Source organism: Archangium sp. (assembly GCF_036388035.1).
Classification (GTDB): Bacteria; Myxococcota; Myxococcia; order Myxococcales; family Myxococcaceae; genus Archangium.
Map to the genome: position 1 here is coordinate 1 of NZ_DASVSO010000821.1, position 2,896 is coordinate 2,896.

Below are 2,896 nucleotides of genomic sequence, written 5' to 3' on the forward strand. Positions count from 1 at the left end.
CTGCGCCTGGGCTGCCCCGCCGAGGACCAGGACCAGGACACCCTGCTCGACTCGGTGGACGAATGCCCGGAGACACCTCCGGGCCCGTTCCCCGACCCGGAGCGCCTGGGCTGTCCCGCCAGTGACAGCGACCAGGACACCGTCCCCGACTCCCTGGACGCCTGCCCCGACGAGCCCGGTGCTCCCGCCCTGGAGCAGGACAAGAGCGGCTGCCCCGGCCTGGTGGAGGTGAAGGGAGACAAGCTGCTCATCCGCAAGCCCATCGTCTTTGGCCTCAATACGGACACGGTCCTGGAAGAGAGCTTTCCCGTGCTGCAAGCGATGGCCGACGCCCTGCGGGCGAGCCCTTGGATCAAGAAGGTCCGCATCGAGGGGCACACCGACAATCAGGGCCTGGCGGGGGCCAACAAGACGCTGTCCATGCGGCGCGCTCGGAGCGTGATGCGCTGGCTGCAGGCCCATGGCGTGGAGCCGGCGCGCATGGAGTCCGTTGGCTACGGCCAGAGCCGCCCGATCACGGGCAATGACACGGAGCAGGGGCGTGCCGCCAACCGGCGTGTCGACATCCTGATCATCGATCCACCACCGGCCCCCGCGAGCGGTGAGCAGCCGTAGGGCTTCAGCGAAGAAGGTTCTTCCATGCAACGCGCGTGGTCATGGCAGTTGAGGATGGGGCTGTGCGCACTGGCCCTGGTGATGGCTCCCGCGCTCCCCGTGGAAGCGGCGGGGCGGGACGGGGACCGCACGATCAACACGCTCGAGGTGGTCAATCACTACGCGGAGCTCGCCCGCGATGCGGCGCCGGGCAACGGCACGCTCCAGGTCACGGACCTCGCGATGCTTCCCGGGCTCGAGGTGGGGGACCTCCTCTTCCTCATCCAGATGCAGGGGGCGTGGCTCGACACGCCGCCGGACACGGTCCGGTATGGCGCGGTGCTCGAGGAGCGGAGTGCCGGACGGTACGAGTGGGTGGAGGTGACGGGGGTGGACGTGGCCACGCACTCCCTTCGGGTACGGGGCCGCGGCCCGGGCTCGGGGTTGAGGTCTAGCTACACGGCCTCGGGGCACACCCAGGTCATCCGGGTGCCACGCTTCAAGACCCTGACCATCGGCGCCCAGGGGGTGCTGACGGCGCCGGATTGGAATGGGCGTACCGGCGGGGTGGTCGTCGTCACCGCCGACACGCTGCGAGTCGACGGCCGCATCACCGCGGGAGGCAAGGGGTTCCGGGGCGGTCAGGTGCGGATGGGCGGAAGTGCGAGCGAGGGCGGCTTCCGCTCGACGGACGTCCTGCGCGCCGCCGAACGCGGTGAAGGGCTGGGTGGCGGCGCCTCGGCGTATGACGCCACCACCGGACGCTACGGCCGTGGCGCGGCCGCCAACGGGGGCGGTGGAGGCAATGCCCGCGGTGCGGCCGGTGGCGGTGGCGCGAACGGCCTGGCCCCGGGGAAGACGTGGACCGGCCTGGGCGTCATGGACGTGTCGACCGAGGATCTCCAGGCGGCTTGGCGGCTCGATCCCGCCTACATCCTGGCCGACAACCGCTTCGCGGATGACGCGGGAGGAGGCCGCGGCGGGCATGGCTGCAGCGCGGCCGAGGAGGATCCCCGCGTCACGGCGCCCGAGGACCCCCGCTGGGGCTGTGGCAATCGCGCCCCCGTGGGCGGGCTCGGCGGCAGGCCCTTGTCCGCCGACGTGCGGGAGCGGTTGTTCTTCGGAGGCGGCGGCGGTGCCGGCCACTCCGAGGAGCTGGATGCGGGGGCCGGGGGCGATGGGGGCGGGCTCGTGTTCGTGCTGGCGCGCACCCTCCAGGGCCAGGGCCGCATCGAGGCGGACGGGGCGGCGGGTGGCTCGGCCGGGCTGAAGGGCCGGCGGGGTGGCCCTGGGGGCGGAGGCGGCGGAGGCACGGTGGTGCTCATGGCCACGGAGGGAATTTCGGAGGTGGAGGTCTCCGCCATCGGCGGCCAGGGCGGCACGCAGCGCGCGGTAGAGGGCTCCCATGAGGCCTCCGGGGGTGGAGGCGGCGGTGGTGGGGGGGTCGTGGCGATCCTCGGCGGCAGTCAGGCGCGCGTCCTGGTCACCGGGGGCCACGCGGGAACGACGACTCAGCCTCTCTTCGACAAGACGCCCGTCAATGGCGCCACGAGCGGAGGCGACGGTTCCGTGCGCCTGCTTCCCGGGTTCGGGCCGGACTTCCCGCCGCCCGCGCTCACCGTGGACCTCCAGGTCTCCCTGGACGTGGGACAGCGCCTCGAGCCCGACTACCTCTCCGTGCCGGTGTACGCGACGGTCACCAACTCCGGCCCGGAAGCCGCGGAGGACGTGACGGTGGCCATCGAGCTGCCCGCGTACCTGTCCGGAAGTGCCGTCCCTGGCGAGTACTCCTGCGGCCCGTCGGGCAGCACCGTCACGTGTACCCTGCCCAGGCTCGACGCGGGGGCGAGCACCGTCATCGAGATGGACTTCTTCCTGCCGCCCTCCCCGCTCGAGGCGTTTCCCATCAGCGCGAGCGCGACGGGGGGAGGCTTCGACCTGGTGCCCGAGAACAACCAGACGACCATCTCGACGAACGCCTACGGGCGGCTGCGTCTGACGGGAGGGAGCTGCTCCAGCGCGGACGGACAAGGAAGCGCGCTGAGCGCGCTGGGATTCCTCCTGCCCCTGCTGTGCTCATGGAGGCCGAGGGCGCGGCGGAGTCAGCGCGCCGCGGGCTCGGGCGGGGTCCAGTCGAAGCCGGCGAAGACGCGGAAGCCGGGCGTGCCGTAGCCGCGCGTCAGACCCGGGCCACCGCCCACGTGGGCGCGCAGCCCGTCCAACACGCGGTACTGCACCGCGCCGAGCAGCTCCAGGGGCCGCTCCTCGGCATCCCGCTCCCGCAGCCCGAGCGCGCCCGCGA

General features: G+C 72.7%; 2 protein-coding genes and 1 pseudogene. 2 read left to right on the plus strand and 1 reads right to left on the minus strand.

The features are described from left to right. On the plus strand, positions 1-615 hold a 615-nt coding region (locus VF697_RS33900; protein ID WP_331101540.1), incomplete at its 5' end, for an OmpA family protein. Positions 616-1,917: 1,302 nt separating this feature from the next. Continuing rightward, positions 1,918-2,766, plus strand: coding sequence for a hypothetical protein (locus VF697_RS43605; RefSeq protein ID WP_414641380.1), 849 nt, complete (start codon positions 1,918-1,920; stop codon positions 2,764-2,766). On the opposite strand, the pseudogene VF697_RS33910 reads toward VF697_RS43605, so the two are convergent. After that, positions 2,712-2,896, minus strand: a pseudogene (locus VF697_RS33910) (cell envelope biogenesis protein OmpA); the annotation flags it as partial. The gene VF697_RS43605 and the pseudogene VF697_RS33910 sit on opposite strands and share 55 nt — an antisense overlap.